Here is a 17,617-nt window from a genome sequence, read left to right on the forward strand (position 1 = left end):
GGGGATTCGCCGGGCAGCCGCCGCGGGGCGCCGAGAGCCGTGGGCCCTCGTCACCTCACCCCGTCACATAGACATCCTCCACATACCGGCCGGCCGCCGTGAGCTCTCGCAGCCAGACCTCGGCCTCCTCCTGCGTGGCGCCGGTACGGGCCGCGTACAGCTCGCGGAAGGCGGCGCGTACGCCCGGGGCCATCCGGTTGCCGTCGCCGCAGACGTACACCCGGGCTCCGGCGTCCAGCAGCGCCCCCACTTCCTCCGCCTCGGCGGCGATGCGGTGCTGGACGTAACGGCAGCCGTCCACCGGGCGGGCGCTGAACGCGGGGCGCAGGGACACGGCCCCGGCTGCCTCGGCGGCCTGGAGTTCTTCGGCGTGCAGGTAGTCGGCTTCGAGGGCATCGCAGCCGAAGTAGAGCAGAGCAGGGGCAAGTTGGGTGGCGGCCAGGCGGTCGGCGACCGCGCCCCGGAAGGGCGCCAGGCCGGTGCCGGCCGCTACCAGGATGACCGGTGTCGGGTCGGCCGGGTCGAGGCGGAACGCCTCCCGGCAGGGCTGGACCCGGGCCAGGACCGTGTCGCCGGGCCGCAGTGTGTGCAGGTGGCCGGAGCCGGTGCCGCCGGGGAGCAGCGAGACCATCAGGTCGGCGTGGCGGGGGTCGGCGGCGGGCGAGGACGAGAGGGAGTAGTGGCGGATGCGCAGGGCCGGGAGCAGGTCGAGGAGTACCGGCCAGGGCAGCACACCGCGCAGGGCCGGGTGTTCCTCGATGAGGTCCAGGGTGGTGCGCGGGTCGTCGTCGGGGATGGCCTGGAGGGCGGCACGCTCGGGCGGACAGGGGTTGTGGTCGGCGAGCACCGCCCGTTGCGCGGCAGTCGGTCGGGCGTTCAGCTCCAGGTGGTGGGTGAGGAGCTGACGTACCGTGAGCGGGCGGTCCACGGGGAGCGTGTCCCGGCCGCCGCGACCAGCGCCCGCGCGGATGTCGAGGACCGCTTCCAGTGATACGCCCAGCACCTGCGCGGCGCGTTCGACCGCCGCCGCGCCGTTGGCGGGAAGTACGGCGAGGTGGTCGGCCGTACGGTACGTAACGCCTTCGGGGAGGGTGAGGCGCAGGAAGCGCTTGACGCGCGGGTAGCCGGGGGCGGTGAGGTCGTACGCCTCGGTGACGGTCATCGGCTGGAGGCCGTGGCGGGCGGCGAGTGCGTCCAGGGGGCCGCCGGTGACCTCGCGGACGGTGTAGGACGCGTCCGTGGCGTCGGCCGGTGTGCTCGCGCCGATGGTCGCGGGATCGCCGTAGCGTACGAGCAGTTCGGTGCGCAGGGTGGCCGTGAACGCCTTGACGGCGCCGTTCAGGTCGCCGGATGCGTCGGCCTCGCCGCGCGGGAGGAGCCGCTCGGCGCCGAGGGCGGCCAGCCGCTCGTCCAAAAGCGTGGGCACGCGCTGGTAGGTGGCGGCCCAGTTGCGGTCGCCGACGCCGAGGACGGCGTAGGGGACGCCTTCGGCCCGGGCTTCGTCGCCGGAAAGCCATTCGACGAAGCGCGCCGCGTCATCGGTCGGCTGTCCGTTGTAGGACGCGGTGACGATCACGACCGGGCGGTCCGTGGGGAGCGCGCCGGTCGCGGCGTCCAGCGGGGCCACCTCGGTGGTGAAGCCGAGGCCGGTGGCCTCGTCGGCGATGCGCTCGGCGAAGTCGCGGCAGGTGCCGTAGTTGGTGCCGTGGAGGAGGAGCAGGGCGGTGTCCTGGCGGACCCGCGTCGGCAGGCCGTCGTCCGTACCGGACTCGGTGCCGTCCGGCTCCGCGGCTCCGCCGGGCAGTACGGCGAGGGCGGCGCGCAGGCCCGCGCGGTCGGCGGGGGTGCGCCGGGCGAGGGTGAGGGTGAAGCCGTCCGGCTTGAGGGTCAGGGTTTCCTTGATGCTCAGGCGGTAGTCGCTGTGGTCGATGAGGCGGTAGCGGTGCACCAGCATGGCGAGCAGCATCGTCGCCTCGTGCAGCGCGAACTGGCGGCCGATGCAGGCCCGCTCGCCCGTACCGAAGGGCTTGTACGCGTGCGGGGAGCGGGCCGCCTCGGCCTCCGGCGCGAACCGCGTGGGGTCGAACAGCTCCGGGTTGTCGCCCCAGGCCGGGTCGCGGTGCAGCATCGGCGTGAGGACGGTGACCAGCTGGCCCGCCTTCAGTGGGATGCGGCCGCCGAGCAGGGTGTCCGTACGGGCCTGGCGGGAGAAGGCGGCGGCGGTGGGCCACAGGCGCAGCGCCTCGTTGAGGACCTGGCGGGTGTAGGGCAGTCGGCCGATGTCCTCGAAGGACGGGTCGGGGTCGGTCTGGTCGCCCCACAGCTCGTCGGCCTCGCGCTGCGCCAGGCGCAGGGCGGCCGGGTCCTTGAGCAGGTGGTACAGGGCGAAGGACAGCGCGCCGGAGGTCGTTTCGTGACCGGCGATGAGGAAGGTGATGACCTGGTTGCGGATGTTGGCGAGGTCGAGCGTGGTGCCGTCGGCGGGGTGGGTGGCGCCGAGCATCAGGCCGAGGAGGTCGTCGCCCGCCTCCTCGCCCGGGGTGCCGTCCGCACCCGTACGGGAGGCGATGACCTCGTCCACGACCGAGGCGAGGTAGTCCGCGTCGGCCCGGAAGGCAGCGTCCTCCTCGGTGTAGTCGCCGTCCGGCTCCCGGCCGAGGCGTTTCATGCTCCATTCCAGGCAACGCACCATCGCCTCGACGAAGGGGTGCATGGTCGCGCGGGAGAAGGACTCGAAGTCGAAGCCGAAGCCCGCCAGGCCGATGGTGTCGAGCGTCATCCGGGTCATGTCGTCGGGGACGTCGACGGGTGTGCCGTCGGCCGCGCGCCGGTCCCAGCTGCCGATCACCCGGCGGGCGACCTTCAGCATCGCCGGGTGGTACGTGCGCATCGAGCCGAGGGCGAAGGCCGGCATGAGGATGTCGTGCGCCTTGGCCCAGTTCGGTTCGTCGTTGTACGCGGTGAACAGGCCGTCGCCGGCGAACTCGCGGACGTTCTCCAGGGCGACCGAGACGCCCTTGGCGAAGCGGTTCTCGTCGGCCAGTTCGGTGACCAGCTCCAGGGAGGACACGAGCAGTGCCTCATGGCCGTGCAGCCGCCGCCGGTACACCGCGCCGTGCTCGCGGGCCAGGCCCATGGCCTGCTGGAGGGGGGTGTCGCTGAGGCCGGTGGCCGACAGGTCGACGACCGGCACCTCCTCGGACGGGCGCACCGCGCCGTCGACTGCTTCGAACGGGATCGTCTCGGTCATGGCTCAAGCGTGACCCGCCCCGGGTACCCTGCGACGCCGGGTAACTGCATGATTGTGCAGTGGTTTTTCGCTGTCCGCTCTTGCGGCCGGACCGGAGAAGGGGCAATGGACGACGCGACGGCGGACGGCTCGGCGGGCCCGTGGCGCAACTACTTCCTGATCCTGCTGTACCGCATCCCCGTGCCGATCGCGGTGTGCACGGCGTACGGCGAGGTGCTGATCGCCAATCCGGCGATGGCCGCGGAGTGGGGCGCGGCCCCGGGGCAGCTGCGCGGCCGCAATCTGCTGGACCTGTTCCGGCCCCGCTCCCAGGCGCAGATAGACCGCGTGATCGACGCGGTGCGCCTGGGCCGCAGGTCCCGTTACCCGGTCGAGGTGCGCTGGCGGGCCGGTACGGACGGCGCCGAGCGGGAGGGCGAGCTGACGGTCGATCCGGTCGGTGAACCATCGGAGTCCCCGCCCGCCCTGCTGGCCCTGCTCAGCGTGCACGACGACACGCCGCCCGCGGCGGCCGCGGCACGTGACGCGGCCAGCCCCGTCGAGACCCGCATCCTCGCGCTGGCCGCCTCCGGCGCCACCACCGCCGCCATCGGCAGCCAGCTCGGCCTCACCGTCGACGGCGTCAACTACCACCTCACCCGCCTGGCCCGCCGCTGGCGCGTCCAGGGCCGTACCGCCCTGGTGGCCAAGGCGTATGTGCTGGGTGTGCTGGCGGCGGGGACGTGGCCGCCGGAGCCGGCGGCGAACGTCGAGTGAGCGCCCACCCGCAGCCGGTCAGCGACTGATTCTCGTCCAGAGCGCAGCCGGGCACCGGTGCCGACATCCATAGGCGACGCTCAGCAGCTGACTGCCATGACGTGGAAGCGTGCATGCAGGACGTCGATACGACTTACGCCGCCTCGCGCGGGGGGAGCCGCAGGGACGCCGCAGAACGATTCATCTGTACATGCCACATCGGTGTTGACCTCGGCTTTGCAGCGCACCAGCTGGTCGTATACCGGGGACCGTTTCGCCGCCGGCATCTCCGTGCTGGGCTCCCTGGCTCTGTTCGCCCACTCGCTGATTCGAGACCCCGCCCAAGCGGGGACGATCGGTGAATGGGCGCACTTGTTGGCCGAGACTGTTGGACCGGCCTGAGCCGTCCATGCCCCGCCTCACCGCAGTGCGCTCAGCCGATCTCCCCAAAGATCCACAATCCCGCCCGAAACACCCCTTGGCCACCCCCACCCGGGACGAGTAGCGTCGTGCGCTCTTCTCCCGTACGGAGGGTGTCCTGCCATGGCCGACACCGTGAGTCACACGCAGTACGAGACGTACGAGGGCGGCAGTCCGGAGGCCGAGCGGGTGGTCTTCGACGAGCTGGCTCGGCAGTTGATGGCGGTACAGCTGAAGAACCGGGGGCGCGGGGCGCACGGGGTCGAGCGGGCGTTTCACGCGAAGGCGGCGCTGGGGGTGGAGAACGCCCGGCTGCGGTTCGACGAGTCGCTGCCCGCGGGGCTGGCCTCGGGGTGGGTGCAGCCGGGCGCGCAGTATCCGGCGGTGGTGCGGCTGTCGAACGCGAGCGGTACGGCGCAGCCGGACATCGCGCCCGATCTGCGGGGCATCGCCGTACGGGTGGAGGTGTCGGCGGAGGAGACCCACGATCTGCTCGCCACCAACTTCCCGGTCTCGCACGCGCGCGACGCGCGGGAGTTCGTGGCGTTCGCCAAGGCGATGGCGGGGGCCCGTAACCCGGTGCAGAAGGCGTTCGGGCTGCTGGTGAAGCTGCCGCTGGCGGTGGGCTGGAGTACGGCTGCGCGGATGCGCCGCAATGTGCAGGCCGCCACCCGGCATGTGGTCGGCTCACTGGCGCGGGAGACGTACTGGAGCCGTGGCGCGATCATGTGGGGCGATGCCGGTCCGGTCCGCTACCAGCTGCGGCCCGCGCCGGGCGGTGCCCCCGCGCCGCGCCCGGACCGGCACGACCCCGACCTGCTGCGCCACGAGCTGGCGGGGCGGCTGGCGCTGGCCGACGTCGAGTTCGAGCTGTGCGTGCAGCGGTTCGTGAACGAGAAGCACACGCCCGTCGAGGACGGCGCGGCGCCGTGGCGGGAGGCGGACGCGCCGGTGGTCCCGGTGGGGCGGCTGGTCATTCCGCGGCAGGACGTGACGACCGCCGAGGCCCGTGCGGCGGCCCGCCGGGTGGAGGCGTCGGCGTTCAACCCGTGGTACACGACGGACGAGTTCCGCCCGCTGGGCAATCTCAACCGGGCGCGCAAGGCCGCCTACCGGGCGAGCGCCGGGCACCGGCTCGGCACCCGGTTCCGTACGGAGGAGCCGCTGCGCAACACCGTGCTGGGCGTGCCGGTGCGGGCGGCCTTCCGGGCGGTCAACCGGTATGTGCCGTGGCACCGGCTGCCGCTGAACCTGAGCCTTTTGAACCTGGTCGCGCTGCGGCAGGCGCTGCGCCGGTTCAACCTCATCGACACGGAGGTCCCCGAGGCGCCGCCGCGGGCCGTGCCGGTGCCGGAGAGGGTGGACGAGGGCGCGCGGACGGCCCGTACGTACGACGGTTCCTCCACCGACCTGTCCGAGCCGCGGATGGGCGCGATCGGCTCGACCTTCGGCCGCAACCTCGCGCCGGTGCACCGGCCCGACCTGTACGACGTGCCGAACCCGGTCACCGTCGCCCGGGAGCTGCTGCACCGTACGGCGTTCCGGCCGGCGTCCTCGCTGAACATCCTGGCGGCGGCGTGGATCCAGTTCCAGGTGCACGACTGGGTCAACCACCGGCGGTACAAGACGGGCGAGCGAGCGGTGGAGATCCCGATGCCGCCCGGCAGCGCCTGGACCAACACACTCGGCGGCCCACCGGAGGACGTGATGCGGTTCGCCGAGAACATCGGCGTACGGCGACCCGGTGAGCCGCCGCTGCTCTTCACCAACACCACCTCGCCGTGGTGGGACGGCTCGGAGGTGTACGGCGGCGACGAGGCCACCGCGCGGTCGCTGCGCGAGCCGGACGGCCCGAAGCTGCGCCTGGAGGACGGGCACCTGCCGGTCGGCGCCAACGGCATCCCGCTCACCGGCTTCAACGAGAACTGGTGGCTGGGCCTGAGCGTGATGCACACGCTCTTCGCCCGGGAGCACAACGCGCTGTGCGACGCGCTGCACGCCGAGTACCCGAAGATGAGCCAGGACCGGGTGTACCACACCGCCCGGCTGATCGTCTCGGCGCTCATCGCGAAGATCCACACCGTGGAGTGGACGCCGGCGATCCTGGCGACCGAGGCCATCGACGTCGGCCTGAAGACGAACTGGCAGGGCCCGCCGGACAACTGGCTGAGCAAGCTGGGGCTGTGGCTGGTCGAGGCGCACGCGCTGCGCGGCATCCCGCAGACGCTGCCGGACCACCACAAGGTGCCGTACTCCCTCACCGAGGACTTCGTCACCGTCTACCGGATGCACCCGCTGATCCCCGACGACTACGAACTGCGCGAGCACCGCTTCGGGCAGCGCGTGGAGACCGTCGGCTTCGACGACATCCAGGGCGTCGCGGCCGAGGGCGTGGCCCGCAAGACCGGCCTGACCGACTCGCTGTACTCGCTGGGCATCGCCCACCCGGGCGCGATCACGCTGCACAACTACCCGAAGGCGCTGACCCGCTTCGAGCGGGACGGGGAGATCATCGACCTGTCGGTGGTCGACCTCGCCCGGACCCGGCGGCGCGGTGTGCCGCGCTACAACGACTTCCGCGCCGGGCTGCACAAGCAGCGGGTGCGCCGCTTCGAGGACATCAGCTCCGATCCGGAGACGGTGGCGCGGCTGCGGGAGGTCTACCGCGATGTCGACGAGGTGGACACGATGGTGGGGCTGTTCGCGGAGAACCCGCCGGAGGGCTTCGGCTTCAGCGACACCGCCTTCCGGATCTTCATCCTGATGGCGACCCGCCGTATCCAGTCGGACCGGTTCCTGACCGTCGACTTCCGGCCGGAGCTGTACACCCCGCTCGGCATGGACTGGATCGCGCGCGGCGGGATGAACTCGGTCATCCTGCGGCACTGCCCCGAGCTGGCGGCGATGCTGCCGCGCGACGCGAGCGCCTTCGCGCCCTGGCGGCCGGTGCTGCCGGAGCGCGGCAACGGCGCGGGCTCCTGACCTGAGCGGCGCGCCCCGGCCGGAGTGGCCGGGGTGCGCGGGCCCGGCGGAAAAGCGGCGGGAGGAGCCCGATAACCTCCTGGTGTGGAGGAGAACACGCCCGCGCAGTTCGAGCGCGGTACGGACGGTCCCAAGGTCATCGTCGTCGGCGTCGACGGGTCGGACTCGTCGTGGCGCGCCGCCGCCTACGCGGCGGGGCTGGCCCGCCGGCAGGGCTCCAAGCTGGCCCTGGTGTACGTACAGCCGGTGATGCCGGCCGGGGCTGCCATGGGCGCACCGGTCGTGGACGCCACCAACGAGGTCGCCGAGGAGCTGATGGCGGAGATCCGCGCGGCGACGGAGCGGGTGCAGGGGACGTACGACCTGCGCTGGGAGTTCCACACGCTGCGCGGCGACCCGTACTCGGGCATGGTGCAGATGGCCGACGAGCTGACGGCGGACGCCGTGGTGGTGGGGGCCTCGGAGTCGGCCGGGCACCGGATCATGGGGTCGGTGGCGGTACGGCTGGTCAAGGCCGGGCGGTGGCCGGTGACGGTCGTTCCGTAACCGGAGCCGGGGAGCACCCTGGTTCCGGAGGGCGGATTCCGGCCACCGCACCGGCCGAAATGCAAGCGTCAACCACATTGGTCTGGACCACGCGGGTGGGGGCGGTTAGGGTCCCTTCCGTACGGAGCGCCTGGCCGTACGGTTCCGCTTTGCTCCCCCGCCAGCTCTGCCCCTGGGACCGGTCCATGATCGAAATCGTGGTCGTACTCCGGGTCGAGGACGCCGTCCTCGACTTTCTCTCCGTCCTGACCGACCCCGACCCCGGCGGCGGTCCGGCCGCCGTGGTCCTCGCCGACCGCGGCGACATCCTCGCGCTGCCCGCCGGCCTGCCGCTCGCCGAACGCCTCGCACTGCTCGCGCCGTACGTACGGTCCCCCGAGGACGACGCCGCGTCGCCCGGCCCCGACGCCCTCGCCGACCTCGTACGCCGCGCCGCCGACGGCCACTCGGCCCGTGTGTGGACCCACTCGCCCGCCGACAACCGGCGCAGCCGGGGCCGCGTCGGCCGGGACACCGCCATCGCCTGCGCCGGACTGGCGGACGCCGCCGGACCAGCCGGCAGCACGACGGTGCTGACCGTGCGGCACGCCGTCGGCTACTCCCCCTTCCTCCAGTTCGTCAGCGACCTCGACCGCCCGCTCGGCCGCGCGCAGATCGCCGCGAAACTCGACTTCGTCAACACCGCGGCCGCCGCGCTGCTCGACACGCCGTCGCCCCAGTTCATGGTGCAGACGCCCCGCATCCCGGCCGCCGAGCGGTTCTTCGCCGCCGACCCCGGCGAGCGCGAACGGCTCTTCGCTCTGCTGGCGAGCCTGGACGACGAGGCCGCCGCCGTGGTGGACCCCTGGGAGTTCGCCACCTCGCCGTACGAGGCCCGGCGGCTGGACGCGACCGCCGCGTGGGTACGGCGGCACTGCGCGCCCGGTGAGGCACCGCTGGTGGAAGTCGGCGCCTGTGAGGGCGCGTTGACGGCCCGGCTCGCGGCGGACGGCTTCTCCGTGTACGCCACCGAGCCCAACCCGCACTTCCGGTCGCGGCTCGCCGCCGGGCAGGGCGGCACCACGGCCGTCCAGGTCGGCGCCGAGGATCTGGCCGAGCTGGCCAAGAGCGGCCCCGCCGGGGCCGCGTACCTGCTGATCGAGATGCTCTACTACGGCCAGGACCCGGCCCTCCTCGACGATCTGCCCACCGACCTGCTGTTCCTCGCCCTGGAGCCGGAAGCGCTGGAGACCCGGCTGCGGCCGTGGCTCGCCGCCTCCGCGGTGTGGCGGGCGGTCGAGGAGACCCGGCTCGTCGCGCCCCGGGTGGAGCCGGTCTGCGGCGGCCGGGCGTACCTGAGCAAGCGCGGCAGCGTCGGGCTCGTGCTGCGCCGCACCGACGGCTGAGCTTCACCGGACCGCATCCGCCCGCCGTCCCGTTCCGCACGGCTGCCGCCGTTCCCCCGTACCGGAAGGCCCCCCATGCGCGCCGACACAGCCCTGGTCAACGCCTGCCTGCTCCCCGCCTACGCGGGCCGTTCGCCCGCCGACTGGATCCTGCGCGCGGCGGACGAGGGACTGGCGGGCGTCGGCCTGTTCGGTACCAACTTCCCCGCGGGCGCCGGGTCGTTGCGCGAGGAGGTCACCGGGCCGCTCCGCGCGGTCCGCCCGGACCTGCTGATCGCGCTGGACGAGGAGGGCGGTGACGTGACCCGGCTCGACTACCGCCGGGGCAGCGTCCACCCGGGCAACCACGCCCTCGGCGCCGTGGACGACGTGGCGCTCACCCGGCAGGTGGGCGCGGCGATCGCCCGCGACCTGCGGGCCGAGGGCGTCAACCTTTGCCTTGCGCCCTGCGCGGACGTCAACTCCCGCCCGGACAACCCGATCATCGGCGTCCGCTCCTTCGGCGACCGGCCGGCCCTGGTGGCGCGGCACACCGCCGCGTGCGTCCAGGGCATCCAGGAACTGGGCGTGGCCGCCACCGTCAAGCACTTCCCCGGCCACGGCGACACCCGTACCGACTCGCACTCCGCGCTGCCGGACATCGACCGGGACGCCGCGTCCCTGGAGGCGGTGGACCTGCCGCCGTTCCGCGCCGGGATCGCCGCCGGCGTCAAGGCGGTGATGACCGGTCACATCCGGCTCTCGCACTTGGACGGCCTGCCCGCGACGCTGAGCCGGCGGATCGTCACCGGCCTGCTGCGCGAACGGCTCGGCTACCGGGGCGTGGTGATGACCGACGCGCTGGAGATGGCGCCGATCGTGCGGCGCTGGGGGTACGGCGGTGCCGCGGTCGCGGCGCTGGCCGCGGGCGCCGACCTGGTGGTGCTCGGGGCGACGGACGGCGAGAAGCTGCTGCCCGAGGTACACGACGCCGTCCAGGAGGCGCTGGAGCGGGGCACGCTGACCTTGGAGCGGGTGGCGGAGGCCGCCTGCCGGGTCGCGTCGCTGCGGGCCTGGGCCGACCCGGCCCGGCGCGCCGGGGCGTCCTGCGCGCCGCGGCTGTCCGGCGGCGATCCCGTCGGCCTGGTCGCCGCCCGCCGCGCCCTGCTCGTGTCCGGTGTCCCCCGGGCGGCCGACGGGCGCAGTCTGCACACCGTACGGCTGGCGACCGTGGCCAACATGGCGGTGGGCGAGGCGCCGTGGGGGCTGGACGCCCCGCTCCGGGGCCTCGGGGCGCTGGCCTCCGCCACCGATGTGGCGCCGGGCACCGAGCCGTCCGCGATCGGCCTGCCGCCGGACGACGGCGCGCTCGCGGTGGTCGTCCGGGACGCGGAGCGCGACCCCTGGCAGCGCGCCGTCCTGCGGGCGCTGCGGGACCGGCGCCCGGACCTGGTCACCGTGGACATGGGCCTGGCCCCGGCCCGGCCGCTGCCCGACGACGCCCCGGCGACGCTGTTCACCCGGGGCGCCGGGCTGGCCAACGCCACCGCGGCGGCGGAGTACCTGTCGGGCCGCACCTGGCGCGGCCCGCTGCGCACATGACCGGCGCCTGCCTCCTGGCCGGGGGCACGGACCGCGCGACCGGGGACGGACAAGGAGCGAGCAGCGTGTACGACCACTGCGTGGGCCTCGGCTACCACTGCGAGTCCACGTACCAGATCCGCCGTATCACCGGCGTCACCCGCGCCCACTTCTTCGACTGGCTGGACCTCGACTTCGAGTCGGTGGTCGAGGCCGTCGCGGACGGCTTCCGTAATGTGCTGCGCCCCGGCCTGGTCGAGCCGTTCGACGAGGGACGGTGTGCCCTGGACCGCGGCAGCGACATCCGCTTCTACCACGAGTTCCACCCCGCCGCGGGCGCCGGTACGCCCGTCACCCAGCGGGACATCGACGAGCAACTGCCGCGCGTACAGGCCAAGTTCGCCGCACTGGCCGGGCGCTGGCGGGAGCTGGCCGGCTCCGGCGCGCGGGTGCTGTACGTCCACCACGACGCCTGGGACGAGCTGACCGCCGCCGACCTGCGCCGGCTTCGCGCGGTGATCGCGACCGAGCACCCGGGCCACCGGTTCGCCCTGCACTGGCTGCGCCGCACCGCGCCGCCGGACGCCGACCGGCTCGGCCCCGGCATCACCTGGGGCACCGTCGCCGCCGCGCCCGGCCGCTGGCAGGGCGACGACGCCGCATGGGACGCGGCCCTCGCCCCCGTACTCACCACCGCACCGCCCCCGCCGAGAACCCCGCACTAAGGAACCCGCATGACGCCTCCCCCGCCACGCACCGTCATCGTCTCCCCGCACTTCGACGACGCCGCCCTCTCCCTGGCCGGCCTGATACCCCGGCTCCCCGCCCCGGTCACCGTGCTGACCGTCTTCGGCGGCCCGCCCGCCGAAGACCACGCCGTCTCCTGGTGGGACAGCACCTGCGGCTTCTCCACCGGCGCCGAGGCGCACCGCGCCCGGCTCGCCGAGGACGCGCGGGCCGCCGCCCTGCTCGGCGTGGACCAGGCCGTGCTGGACCACCCCGACGGCCCGTACGGCGATGACGACGAACTGACGGGCATTGACGCCTACCTGAGCGCCCTGCCGACGCCGTTCCCGCTCGTCCTCCTGCCCATCGGCACCAACCAGCACGACCACCGGCGGGTGCGCGACCGCGCCCTGCGCGTCCTGGACGAGCTGGGAGCGCCGCTGCCGCTGCTGTACGCCGACCTGCCCTACACCGGCCATCTGCCCGAGTGGGGCACCCCGGACACCGACCGCGCCCTCGGCGCCGACGAGACCTACGGGCTCTCCTACCAGGACCTGCTGGCCCGTTACGACCTCGACGTCGCGCACGACCTCGTGCTGGACGACGACGCGTGGGCCCGCAAGCGGGAGGTGGTGCTCTGCTACGGCTCGCAGCTCGCGCCGCTGGCCGCCGACCACGGGAGCGTGCTGGCCCGGCGCGGGCCGCTGCGCGCCGAGCGCGTCTGGTCGCCGGTGCGCCGTCCGGAGTCCGCCGGGGCGGTCGCATGACCGCGCCGCCGCCTGTCCTGGAGGCGCACGACCTGGTCAAGGAGTACCGCCGGGGCCGGGCCGTGGACGGCGTACGACTGGTGGTGCGCGAGGGCGAGCGGGTCGGTCTGCTCGGCCCCAACGGCGCGGGCAAGACCACCACGCTGCTGATGTGCCTGGGCGCGGTCGAGGCGGACGCCGGCAGCGTGCACGTCCTGGGCCACCGGCTGCCCGCCGGGCGGTCGGCGGCCATGCGCGGCGTCGGCTTCGCGGCCGGCTATCTGCCGCTGCCCGACCGGCTGCGGGTGCACGAGTACCTGCGGCTGTACGCGGATCTGTACGGGCTGCGCGCCCCACGTGCGGCGGTGGAAAGCGCCCTGGAGCACTTCGGCATCGGCCACCTGGCCAACGCCATCGGCACCGAGCTGTCCAGCGGCCAGCGCACCCTGGTCGGCATCGCCAAGGCGTCCCTGCACACGCCCCGGCTGCTGGTCCTGGACGAGCCCACCGCGGCGCTGGACCCGGACATCGCCCTGCGGGTGCGCACCGGCCTGCTGGACCTGTGTGCCCGGCACGGCACGGCGCTGCTGGTCACCAGCCACGACATGGTCGAGGTGGAGCGGCTGTGCGAGCGGGTGGTCTTCCTGGCGGCGGGGCGGGTGACCGCGGACGGTACGCCGGAAGAGGTGGCGCGGCAGTTCGCGCAGCAGGACCTGGAGGGGGTCTTTCTGCATCTGGCGGAGGAGCGGGACCGCGAGCGTGCCGGGCGGGGCCGGGCGGAGGCCGGTGCCGTATGACTGCCACGCAGGCCCCCGAACTGCGCGGTCCTGCCGCGGCCAGTGCCCATCGCGTCCGCGCCGTCGCCCGCCGCCACTGGCTGGTGCTGCGCCGCAGCCCGCACCGGATCTTCGACGTGCTGGTCTGGCCGGTCGTCGACACGCTGCTCTACGGCTCGATCGGCCTGTTCGCCGCGAAGGCGGCGGGTGGCGGTACGGAAACGGGCGGCGCGGAGCTGGGCACCGGTCCCACGCTCGCGGTGTTCCTGCTCAGCGGCACCGTGCTGTGGCACCTGGTCCACCAGACGCAGATCTCCCTGGCCACCGGCTTCCTGGAGGAGACCTGGTCACGCAATGTGATCGGGCTGCTCACCACCCCGCTGCGCGGCTGGGAGTACCTGGCCGGGGTGGGGCTGTTCGCCCTGGTCCGTACGGCGCTGAGCACCCTCGCCGTGGCCTCGCTGGCCTTCGCCGCGTACGCCTTCGACGTGACGACGCTGGGCCTGGGACTGATTCCCGTGGCGGCGCTGCTGCTGCTCTGCGGCTGGGCGGTGGCCCTCGCGGTGGTGGGCCTGGTGCTGCGCTACGGCAGCGGCGCCGAGGCCCTGGTCTGGGGCGGGCTGTCGGTGGTGATGCCCCTGTCCGGGGTGTTCTACCCGGTCTCGACTCTCCCGGCGCCGCTCCGCCCGGTCGCCGAGGCCCTGCCCACCACCCATGTCTTCGCGGCCGGGCGCGCGCTGGCCGGGGACGGGCCCACGCCCTGGCACGAGCTGGCCGTGGCCACGCTGGGCACCGCCGCGCTGCTGGTCCTGGCCCTGTTCTTCCTGGGCCGGATGCTGGCTTCGTTCCGCCGCCGGGGGCTGGTCACCCGGTACTCGTGACGGCGCGCCCGTACGAGCATGACACGGCGCCCGCCCGGCCCCAGGCCCGGGCGGGCGCCGCGGGCCCGCGTCAGCCCTCCTCGGCGTCCTCCAGCCGGAAGCCGACCTTCAGCCCGACCTGGAAGTGCTCGATCGCCCCGTCGACGATGTGGCCGCGCACCTCTTTCACCTCGAACCAGTCGAGGCCCCTGAGCGTCTGGGCCGCCCGCTGGACGCCGTTGCGGATCGCGGCGTCCACGCCCTCCGGGGACGTGCCCACGATCTCCGTCACCCGGTACGTGTGATTCGTCATGACCGCTCCTTCAGCCTGCCGGTGTACGAGCCGACTGTCCGTGCTCACGCCCCGGGTGCCCGGATTCTCCGGTTCCACTCCGCCGCACCGAGGGATCTCCTTCCCCTGCCGCCCCCGAAGGGCCATGATGATCGGCCGTCGGGCGACGACGGAGAGGAAGTGGTGTGGGGATGCGCGCGGGGCAGGGAGTGTGGCGGCGTAAACCGATCGAACTCATCCAGGAGACGGAAGGCGGCTCGGCCGAACAGCTCAACCGGGTGCTCGGGCTGTGGCAGCTGACGGCCATCGGCGTCGGCGGCATCATCGGCGCGGGCATCTTCACGCTCGCCGGGACCGTCGCCAACGGCAAGGCGGGGCCCGCCGTCCTGCTGTCGTTCCTGGTGGCGGGCGTGGCCAGCGCGGCGGCCGCGTTCTCCTACGCGGAATTCGCCGGGCTCATCCCGAAGGCGGGCTCGGCGTACACCTACGGCTACGCGGTGCTCGGCGAGCTGGCGGGCTGGTTCATCGGCTGGGACCTGCTGCTGGAGTACACGGCGATCGTGGCGGTCGTCGCGATCGGCATCTCCGGCTATTTCAGTTTCCTGCTCGGCGAAATGGGGGTGGAACTGCCCGCCTGGATGCTGGGGGCGCCGGGGACCGGCGAGGGGCACCGGGTGGACCTGTTCGCCGCGGCGCTGTGTCTGCTCATCGCGTATCTGCTGACCCTGGGCATCAAGAACGCGGCGCGCTTCGAGACGATCGTCGTGGGCCTGAAGGTCCTGGTCGTGCTGCTGGTGATCGGCGTCGGTTTCTTCCACATCAGGACCGGGAACTACACGCCGTTCTTCCCCTTCGGCGTCAGCGGCGCCTTCACGGGCGCGGCGACCGTCTTCTTCGCGGTATTCGGTTATGACGCGATGAGTACCGCGGCGGAGGAATCGAAGGACGCCCAGCGCCATATGCCGAAGGCGATCCTGTACTCGCTGCTGATCTCGATGGTGCTGTACGTACTGGCCTGCCTGGTGCTGACCGGCATGCAGAACTACAAGGACATCGACCCGGAGAGCGGATTCTCCACCGCGTTCAAGTCGGTGGGGCTGAGCAGTCTGGCCGATGTGATCGCGGTCGGCGCGATCATCGGCATTCTCACGGTGATGTTCACGTTCATGCTGGGAGTTACTCGGGTCTGGTTCTCGATGAGCCGCGACGGGCTGCTGCCGAAGTGGTTCGCCAAGACACATCCGCGGCGGCATGTGCCGACCCGGGTGACCTGGATCGTGGGCGCGTCCTCCGCCGCCATCGCGGGCTTCCTGCCGATCGGCGAGGCCGCCGAGCTGACCAACATCGGCATCCTGCTGGCGTTCGTGGTGGTGTGCGTCTCGGTGATCGTGCTGCGCTACAAGCGGCCCGACCTGCCGCGCACGTTCCGTACGCCCGGCATGCCGGTGGTGCCCGCGATCGGCGTGGTCTTCTCGCTCTGGCTGATCACGTTCCTGGAGTGGCAGACCTGGGTGCGCTTCGCGGTGTGGTTCCTGATCGGCCTGGTCGTCTACTTCACGTACTCCCGGCGGCGCTCCGAGCTGGCGAAGGCGGAGCGGGAGATCGACGACCTGGAGGACCGCGAAGGGCGGCTGTGACCGCCGCGCGGACGGCTTCCCCGCATACGACGGAGCGCCCCTGGACCGTGGTCCTGGGGCGCTCTCGTGTGCGGCGGCCGCGGCCGTGGCCGTCCCGGCCCGGGCGGGTGGTCCCGGGCGGTGCGGTACGGGGGTCGCGCGAGCCTGCTCATCGGGCTCAGTACGCCGAGTTGACGTTGTCCATGGAGCCGTAGCGATGGGCGGCGTAGTTGGCGGCGGCCGTGATGTTGGCGACCGGGTCGAACAGGTCGTTGGCGGTGCCCTCGACGTGGTAGCGCTCGAAGGTCGGCTGGATCACCTGGAGCAGGCCCTTGGACGGGATGCCGTTCTTGGCGTTGATGTCCCAGTCGTTGACCACGCGCGGGTTACCGCTGGACTCACGCATGATGTTGCGGTGCAGGCCCTCGTAGCTGCCGGGGATGCCCTTCTCCTTCATGATGGCCAGGGATTCCTTGATCCAGCCGTCCAGGTTGTCGGCGTACTTCGGCTTGGCGGGCTCGACCGGCTTGCGGTCGGCGGCCCGGCTGGCGGCCTCCTTGGCCGTGTGGCCCTGGCCGGCCACGGCCGTGATCTTCACCGAGTCGGCGAGGGTCGCGGTCTCCTTGGCGTCACCGGGCTTCGCCTCGGCGGCCTTGGCCTTCGCACCCGCGGGCTGACCGTTCGCGGAGACCTTCTTGACGGCGGCCGGCGCGGCGGAGGTGGCGGCGTGCGCGTCACCGGTCGCGGCGGGGATCGTCAGGGCCGCGGTCGCGCCGGCGGCGGCCAGCACGGCGGCGGAGAGCTTGTGGGTCTTGGTCACGCGGACGGAGCGGAGCAGGGTGGGAGTGGGCATGCGTGGATTCCTCTTCCAATCACTGAAATGGTCGGGCGGCAGCCATTGGCATGAGGTACGAGCAGGAAGCCACTGGCGGCACGAGAACCGAGTTCTTGTCCGCGTCCGCCCCGAGGGCATTTACGCGGCGCTTCGACCCGGCGCCTCAGTAATGATTAGCGACGCCCGAATTGGAAAGCAATAGCCGCTCGACGGGCCCCGGCTACGGCCCTTTTACGTAGCTCGGGCCTTCCGTCGCCGTTCAGTCCATGAGCGCGGGCCACAAGAGCACAGTGGCGGATTACTAAGAAAGACCGTAAGGGACGGAAGTCCCGTGCTGCGCGTCACGTTCGGGCCCCGGCGGGCCGCTTCGCGGAAACCGCTTGAAATGGCCCCGGAACCCGATTTCCGGGCCCTGCGCGGAAACCCTTGTGGCCCGCGTCACCATTTACCGGCCCGCTGCGCGAATAAGTGGCGCCGGTCACCTGGAAAAGGGATTGATCGGGTAAATCTATGGGCGCAATAGGCGCCCGCAAACAAAAAACGCGGCCGGCCTGGTGGCCGGCCGCGTGTGCGGCCCGTGCGGGGCGCCGGGGCGTCCCGGGGGTCAGCCCTGGAGCGAGGTCCAGAACTCCTCGAAGGAGAGCTTGCCGTCCGCGTTGGTGTCCTTGGCCGCGATGACGGCCTCGGCGACCGGCCCGGTGACGTAGGGGTCGCCCATCTCCGCCATGGCCCGCTTGTACTCGTCCGCGGTGATCAGCCCGTCGCCGTCCGCGTCGAACCGGCTGAACGCGGCCTTCGCCGCCTCGATGTCTGCCACGGGGTGCCCCCTTGATGTCGGTGTCGCTGCATTGACGTGGGTACATTAACCGACTGTCACCGGGCCGCCGA

General features: G+C 72.8%; 14 protein-coding genes. 10 read left to right on the plus strand and 4 right to left on the minus strand.

The genetic code is table 11. The features are described 5' to 3' along the window. Window positions 1–55 precede the first annotated feature (55 nt). Window positions 56–3,250 (minus strand): cytochrome P450, encoded by a 3,195-nt coding sequence (locus CP984_RS05050; protein WP_003982084.1) that lies wholly within the window; start codon window positions 3,248–3,250, stop codon window positions 56–58. A gap of 105 nt (window positions 3,251–3,355) precedes the next feature. Here CP984_RS05050 and CP984_RS05055 point away from each other — a divergent pair, with 105 nt between their 5' ends. From CP984_RS05055 to CP984_RS05095, 9 genes are all read left to right on the plus strand, one after another. Next, window positions 3,356–4,006 carry a helix-turn-helix transcriptional regulator gene (locus CP984_RS05055; protein WP_003982085.1) on the plus strand — a complete coding sequence of 217 codons (651 nt, stop codon included), beginning with the start codon at window positions 3,356–3,358 and terminating at the stop codon, window positions 4,004–4,006. Between the two features lie 522 nt (window positions 4,007–4,528). Continuing rightward, window positions 4,529–7,387: a peroxidase family protein gene (locus tag CP984_RS05060; RefSeq protein WP_003982086.1), complete on the plus strand. Its 2,859-nt coding sequence runs from the start codon at window positions 4,529–4,531 to the stop codon at window positions 7,385–7,387. Between the two features lie 84 nt (window positions 7,388–7,471). After that, on the plus strand, window positions 7,472–7,933 hold the full coding sequence (locus CP984_RS05065) for a universal stress protein (RefSeq protein WP_003982087.1): 462 nt from the start codon (window positions 7,472–7,474) through the stop codon (window positions 7,931–7,933). A 185-nt stretch (window positions 7,934–8,118) separates the two neighbouring features. Next, complete coding sequence (locus CP984_RS05070; RefSeq protein ID WP_003982088.1) at window positions 8,119–9,318, plus strand: class I SAM-dependent methyltransferase; 1,200 nt, start codon at window positions 8,119–8,121, stop codon at window positions 9,316–9,318. A 75-nt stretch (window positions 9,319–9,393) separates the two neighbouring features. Further along, on the plus strand, window positions 9,394–10,899 hold the full coding sequence (locus tag CP984_RS05075; protein ID WP_030179468.1) for a glycoside hydrolase family 3 protein: 1,506 nt from the start codon (window positions 9,394–9,396) through the stop codon (window positions 10,897–10,899). 65 nt (window positions 10,900–10,964) lie between these two features. Beyond that, window positions 10,965–11,603 carry a DUF1796 family putative cysteine peptidase gene (locus tag CP984_RS05080; RefSeq protein ID WP_003982808.1) on the plus strand — a complete coding sequence of 213 codons (639 nt, stop codon included), beginning with the start codon at window positions 10,965–10,967 and terminating at the stop codon, window positions 11,601–11,603. Between the two features lie 9 nt (window positions 11,604–11,612). Next, on the plus strand, window positions 11,613–12,371 hold the full coding sequence (locus CP984_RS05085) for a PIG-L deacetylase family protein (protein ID WP_003982807.1): 759 nt from the start codon (window positions 11,613–11,615) through the stop codon (window positions 12,369–12,371). Then, window positions 12,368–13,147: an ABC transporter ATP-binding protein gene (locus CP984_RS05090; RefSeq protein WP_003982806.1), complete on the plus strand. Its 780-nt coding sequence runs from the start codon at window positions 12,368–12,370 to the stop codon at window positions 13,145–13,147. The genes CP984_RS05085 and CP984_RS05090 overlap by 4 nt, the downstream gene beginning before the upstream one ends. Next, entirely contained in the window at window positions 13,144–14,007 is an 864-nt protein-coding gene (locus CP984_RS05095; protein WP_003982805.1) for an ABC transporter permease, read from the plus strand. Before CP984_RS05090 ends, CP984_RS05095 begins: the two co-directional genes overlap by 4 nt. A gap of 70 nt (window positions 14,008–14,077) precedes the next feature. Here the strand turns inward: CP984_RS05095 and CP984_RS05100 are convergent, their stop codons facing one another. Continuing rightward, a complete protein-coding gene (locus CP984_RS05100) occupies window positions 14,078–14,299 on the minus strand; it encodes a dodecin (protein ID WP_003982804.1) in 222 nt (73 codons plus the stop codon). A 170-nt stretch (window positions 14,300–14,469) separates the two neighbouring features. Here CP984_RS05100 and CP984_RS05105 point away from each other — a divergent pair, with 170 nt between their 5' ends. Further along, entirely contained in the window at window positions 14,470–15,915 is a 1,446-nt protein-coding gene (locus tag CP984_RS05105) for an amino acid permease (protein WP_003982803.1), read from the plus strand. Between the two features lie 157 nt (window positions 15,916–16,072). Here CP984_RS05105 and CP984_RS05110 read toward each other — a convergent pair whose 3' ends face one another. Both CP984_RS05110 and CP984_RS05115 read right to left on the minus strand, forming a co-directional pair. Further along, on the minus strand, window positions 16,073–16,747 hold the full coding sequence (locus tag CP984_RS05110; RefSeq protein ID WP_003982802.1) for a transglycosylase SLT domain-containing protein: 675 nt from the start codon (window positions 16,745–16,747) through the stop codon (window positions 16,073–16,075). Between the two features lie 586 nt (window positions 16,748–17,333). Next, window positions 17,334–17,546 carry an EF-hand domain-containing protein gene (locus CP984_RS05115; RefSeq protein WP_003982801.1) on the minus strand — a complete coding sequence of 71 codons (213 nt, stop codon included), beginning with the start codon at window positions 17,544–17,546 and terminating at the stop codon, window positions 17,334–17,336. Window positions 17,547–17,617 lie beyond the last annotated feature (71 nt).

The organism is Streptomyces rimosus, from assembly GCF_008704655.1.
Taxonomy (GTDB): domain Bacteria; phylum Actinomycetota; class Actinomycetes; order Streptomycetales; family Streptomycetaceae; genus Streptomyces; species Streptomyces rimosus.

What these genes read in the sequence shown, in the direction of transcription:
- CP984_RS05090 (WP_003982806.1), top strand. Translation starts at nt 12,368, where the DNA reads ATGACCGCGCCGCCGCCTGTCCTGGAGGCGCACGACCTGGTCAAGGAG.
- CP984_RS05060 (WP_003982086.1), top strand. Translation starts at nt 4,529, where the DNA reads ATGGCCGACACCGTGAGTCACACGCAGTACGAGACGTACGAGGGCGGC.
- CP984_RS05055 (WP_003982085.1), top strand. Translation starts at nt 3,356, where the DNA reads ATGGACGACGCGACGGCGGACGGCTCGGCGGGCCCGTGGCGCAACTAC.
- CP984_RS05070 (WP_003982088.1), top strand. Translation starts at nt 8,119, where the DNA reads ATGATCGAAATCGTGGTCGTACTCCGGGTCGAGGACGCCGTCCTCGAC.
- CP984_RS05085 (WP_003982807.1), top strand. Translation starts at nt 11,613, where the DNA reads ATGACGCCTCCCCCGCCACGCACCGTCATCGTCTCCCCGCACTTCGAC.
- CP984_RS05050 (WP_003982084.1), bottom strand. Translation starts at nt 3,250, where the DNA reads ATGACCGAGACGATCCCGTTCGAAGCAGTCGACGGCGCGGTGCGCCCG.
- CP984_RS05075 (WP_030179468.1), top strand. Translation starts at nt 9,394, where the DNA reads ATGCGCGCCGACACAGCCCTGGTCAACGCCTGCCTGCTCCCCGCCTAC.
- CP984_RS05110 (WP_003982802.1), bottom strand. Translation starts at nt 16,747, where the DNA reads ATGCCCACTCCCACCCTGCTCCGCTCCGTCCGCGTGACCAAGACCCAC.
- CP984_RS05105 (WP_003982803.1), top strand. Translation starts at nt 14,470, where the DNA reads ATGCGCGCGGGGCAGGGAGTGTGGCGGCGTAAACCGATCGAACTCATC.
- CP984_RS05100 (WP_003982804.1), bottom strand. Translation starts at nt 14,299, where the DNA reads ATGACGAATCACACGTACCGGGTGACGGAGATCGTGGGCACGTCCCCG.
- CP984_RS05095 (WP_003982805.1), top strand. Translation starts at nt 13,144, where the DNA reads ATGACTGCCACGCAGGCCCCCGAACTGCGCGGTCCTGCCGCGGCCAGT.